At 64.4% G+C, this 4151-nt stretch carries 4 protein-coding genes and 1 pseudogene; 3 read left to right on the top strand and 2 right to left on the bottom strand.

Annotated elements, in window-relative coordinates:
* Positions 1-124 (bottom strand): annotated as a pseudogene (locus tag AAG799_RS22585) (IS3 family transposase); the annotation flags it as partial.
* Between the two features lie 23 nt (positions 125-147).
* Positions 148-699: a DsbA family protein gene (locus AAG799_RS22580; RefSeq protein WP_341899362.1), complete on the bottom strand. Its 552-nt coding sequence runs from the start codon at positions 697-699 to the stop codon at positions 148-150.
* On the opposite strand from AAG799_RS22580, the gene AAG799_RS22575 reads away from it, so the two are divergent.
* The 3 genes from AAG799_RS22575 to AAG799_RS22565 all read left to right on the top strand — a co-directional run bounded on the left by AAG799_RS22575 (position 653) and on the right by AAG799_RS22565 (position 4130).
* On the top strand, positions 653-1354 hold the full coding sequence (locus AAG799_RS22575) for a CoA transferase (RefSeq protein ID WP_341899361.1): 702 nt from the start codon (positions 653-655) through the stop codon (positions 1352-1354). The two genes, AAG799_RS22580 and AAG799_RS22575, sit on opposite strands and share 47 nt — an antisense overlap.
* Entirely contained in the window at positions 1333-3075 is a 1743-nt protein-coding gene (locus AAG799_RS22570) for a carbohydrate porin (protein WP_341899360.1), read from the top strand. The genes AAG799_RS22575 and AAG799_RS22570 overlap by 22 nt, the downstream gene beginning before the upstream one ends.
* 300 nt (positions 3076-3375) lie before the next feature.
* Positions 3376-4130 (top strand): IS5 family transposase gene (locus AAG799_RS22565; RefSeq protein WP_341899359.1). Its coding sequence is split into 2 segments (ribosomal slippage): positions 3376-3709 and positions 3709-4130, totalling 756 coding nucleotides; the frame shifts between segments, so codons are not numbered across the junction.
* Positions 4131-4151: the final 21 nt, after the last annotated feature.

Raw genomic sequence — 4151 nt, 5'->3', positions numbered from 1 at the left:
CCGTGCCGTTGTCACTGACGATCATCCCTGGCCGGCCACGACGGGCGATCAACGCCGACAACTCCCGCGCCACGCGCCGGCCTGAGATCGAGGTGTCAGGGATCGCAGCCAGACATTCTCGGGTGGGCGCCCGATGATGGTGCAGGCTCAGGCCGCCTTCAGTCCGGCGACCAGCATGTCCATGCTGCCGAACAGGGCGTTGGCCCGCAGGAGCCGGCGGCTGTCTCCCGTGGCGACAATCAGCGCCGGCACGCCTTCGGCACCGAGCCGATGCATCACAGTGCGTGCGGAACCGAGGCGTGAGCGATACGCGGCCATCCATGCCTCATCCGGCGTTTCGAGACGGTCGGCGATCTCGGGCAGGTCCAGGGTCCGCAACACCTGTGCGAGGACGGTGAGGTCGGTGACGTCGCGGCCCTCCACATAGCGGGCGTGCTGGATGGCCTTGAGCGCATGGAACGCCCGCTCCGGGGCGGCAACGGCAACCCCGATGATCGCCAGCGTTGCCGGGCCGGAATCGAACCTGCGTGTGTGGTCGGCCAGAACCTTGTGACGGTAGGCGTCGCTGAAGGGCCGGCCGGTCAGGCGGGCGATGCGCTGGTCATTGCTCCAGGCATAGTCCGCGACCCTGGCCGAACAGGGCGCCGATGTCTTGCAGATCGCGCATCCGCAGGAATTCGAGCATGAGCTGCTGGCCATCGATCCCGTCGCCGGCCATCGCTCCGCCTGGCTCGATCTCAAATCGCCCGACGGCAACCGGCGCGGCCGTGCGCTCGCGGCCGGAGCCGACGTGTTCGTCGACAGCTATCGCGGTCGCTGCCTGAGCAATCTGGGCTTCTCTCCGCAGGAACTGGCCTCGCGCCGTCCCGGCATCATCTACTGCTCGGTCCGCTGCTACGGCTATGACGGGCCGTGGGCCAATCGCGGCGGCTTCGACATGGAGGCGCTGTGCGTCAGCGGCTTCACTTTCCGAGAGGGAACGCCGGACCGCCCCCGGCTCCCGCCGACCATCGTGATGAATGATTACATCGCAGGCTACATGGGCGCTGCGGGTGTCACTGCAGCGCTGATCCGGCGCGCCCGCGAGGGCGGCTCCTATCACGTCAAGATCTGCCTCACCCGCAACGCCATGTGGTATCCGACCCTCGGTCTGCTCAGCCGCGACGCGCGCGCGGCGACCGACGAGCAGAACCAGGTGCTGCCGCCCGACACGGTGACGGCCCCGACGCCCTATGGCGAACTGCATCGCTTGGCGCCGGCGGTGACGTTCTCCGAAACGCCCGGCTATTGGCCCGATCCGATCGTCGTGGTGCGCGGCTCGAGCAAGCCGGAATGGCGCTCGGAGGCGGCGTGATGCGGCAATCCCGGCGCCGCGGGACCCGTGACCCGCACTTCCACCGGTCGGGCATGTCGCCTGGCGCAGCGCATCCCCTTTCGAACACGCGAGAAAAGCGGATCATGGCCTGCAAACTGCTTCGCTCGGCCTGCGTGGCGGCCGCCCTTGTGGCCGCCGATGCGGCGTGCGCCAATGAAGGTCTCGTTCAGCTCGGCAATGTCGGCGCCGAGCCCGCAACGACGCGCGATGCCCCGCCGGTGGCAAAGCGCACAGCCGGCGGCAAGGCCAAACGCAAGATCGAAGCCGCCCCCACCGCGAGCGAGGCTGCGCCCGCCGCGCCATGGGGGCCGGTGCCGACCGACAAGATCTCGCTGGCCAATCTGGCGCCGGGCCTTCTCGTCTATTTCAACAACGGGCCGGTGTTCGGTCTGCCGGGCACGGTGACCGGCAATATCGGGCAGCGCACCCAGCTCCTCGGGGATTGGGGCGGCACCCGCACGGAACTCGCCCGACACGGCTTCTTCTTCGACCTCTATTCGACCAGCTACTATCAGAATGTCACCTCGGGCGGCCTCAAGACCGGCGGGGCCTTCGTGCAGAACACCCAGGTCTCGGTCAACATCGACACCGGCCGTGCCGGCTGGTGGTCCGGTGGCTTGATTCACGTCACGGCGCAGTCGCGCCTCGGCGACACACCGGCGTCGACCTTCACCGCCGGCACGGTCGTTCCGCAATACACCGGCCTCGTGCTGCCTGATCCGATGGAGTCCAACAGCTTCCTGCTCTCCGAGTATTTCCTGGTGCAGGCGCTCAGCAAGCAGGCCAGCGTCGTGTTGGGCAAGATCAGCGATGTCTTCATTCCGGACCAGACCGCGTTCGGCGACGCCTTCAAATATTATTTTGCCAATTTCAATTTGAACAAGAACCCCATCACCACGAATTTCTACAACCCGACCGCGCTCGGCGCGCTCGGAGTCTGGGCATTCAGCCCGAAATTCGTGATCGCCGGTGGCGTACTCGATCCCTATACGAAAGCGACAAGTTTCGCCGAACCCAACTCCTTCGAAAAGGTCAACATCTATCTGACCGCGATCATGTCCTATGACATTGGCGGTCTGCCCGGCCAGTTCTCGCCCGCCTACAACTGGTCCAACAAGCCGAAGATCGACCTGGAGGCGCCGTTCGGCCGCCTGAGTTCGCCGGCCGCGGCGAAGCAGGCGATCGGCAGCCTGCTCGGCCTTGCCTCCTTCGAGGGACTGCCAGCCAATTTCAAGGACGACAGCTGGTTCGTGCTCGCCAATGCCTCGCAATATCTGTTCGTAAAGGACGATGCCGAGACGGTCGCCCGCAAATTGAAGACTGGAGAACCGATCCGCGGGATCGGGGCGTTTGGCCGGGTCGGCTATGCCCCCGAAGCAACGAACCCGATCACCCAGGATTTCAGCGTTGCGCTGTTCGCGTACGGTCTGCTCGATCAGCGCGAATATGACAGCTTCGGATTCGGCGTTTACTATAATGAGATCAGTGAAAAGTTGAAAAGTAGCATCGCGGCGATCTCACGGGGGCAAGCCGCCGCCCATGATGAGAGCGGCATGGAGGTGTTCTACAATTTTGCCATCACACCCGCCGTGCGTCTGATCCCGAGCTATCAGCATATCTGGCATCCGCTTGCGGCCGAAGTCGTCGAACGACAGGACAGTGCTGACATCTTTCAACTCCGCCTCACGACTACATGGTGATCTTTAGAGCCGTTACGAGCGAGCATGGGTCCAGCGCTGCTCTCTGCCCGGTCCTCGCAATGCGGGGGGCGCAGTTCGGGCCTTCCGCCTCGACTTTCATCGGCGACATGTCCGCTCTTCGTTCGAAGTCCGCAATAGCGGACAGTCCGCTCCCGGCCCCGGAGCCGTCCGTCAGCAAAGCGCGCCCATCTCCGCCAATGAGCTGGTAACGGCCGCGGCCCAAAAGCGCACATTCGCTAGGTTCAGGACCTATTAATTCGCCTTGAGTTGTGATTCACAGTCTCCATTGAGGAGGCTGGCATGGGTGATTGGTTCCTGCTGAGCGAGCGGCAGATGGCTCGGATCTCGCCCTTCTTTCCGTTGGCCCATGGGGTGCCGCGCGTCGATGACCGCCGGGTGGTGAGCGGCATCGTCTATGTGATCCGCAACGGCCTGCAGTGGAAGGATGCGCCGAAGGACTACGGCCCGCACAAGACGCTGTACAACCGCTTCATCCGCTGGAGCCGGCTCGGGGTGTTCGACCGTATCTTCGCCAACCTCGCCGGCGAAGGGCCCAGACCGGAGCGCATCATGATCGATGCCACCCACCTGAAGGCCCATCGCACGGCGGCAAGCCTGCTTAAAAAGGGGATGTTCCCCGTCGTATCGGGCGCACCAAAGGCGGCCTGAACTCCAAGCTCCACACCGTCTGCGACGGCGAGGGCCGGCCGATCATTATGGTGCTGTCCGAGGGCCAGATGAGCGACCACAAGGGTGCCCGCCTCGTCCTCGATGCCTTGCCGCCGGCCAGAAGCCTGATCGCCGACCGGGGCTACGACAGTGCCTCGTTCCGCGAGGCACTGGCCGCCAAGGGCATCGATCCCTGCATTCCTTCATCGCGGAGCCGCAAGCGGCCTTATCCCTACGACAAAACCCTCTACCGGCAGCGCCACAAGGTCGAGAACCTGTTCGCCAAGCTCAAGGACTGGCGCCGCATCGCCACACGCTACGACCGTTGCGCTCACACCTTCTTCTCTGCAATCTGCATCGCAGCAGTCGTCATCTTCTGGCTCTGATCAATGAGTCCTGAGCCTAGG

Source organism: Ferrovibrio terrae (assembly GCF_943371255.1).
Lineage (GTDB): Bacteria > Pseudomonadota > Alphaproteobacteria > Ferrovibrionales > Ferrovibrionaceae > Ferrovibrio > Ferrovibrio terrae_B.
Note: the sequence above shows the minus strand (reverse complement) of the source record. Positions and strands in the feature narration are given on the sequence as shown.

What these genes read in the sequence shown, in the direction of transcription:
- AAG799_RS22580 (WP_341899362.1), bottom strand. Translation starts at nt 699, where the DNA reads ATGGCCAGCAGCTCATGCTCGAATTCCTGCGGATGCGCGATCTGCAAG.
- AAG799_RS22570 (WP_341899360.1), top strand. Translation starts at nt 1,333, where the DNA reads ATGGCGCTCGGAGGCGGCGTGATGCGGCAATCCCGGCGCCGCGGGACC.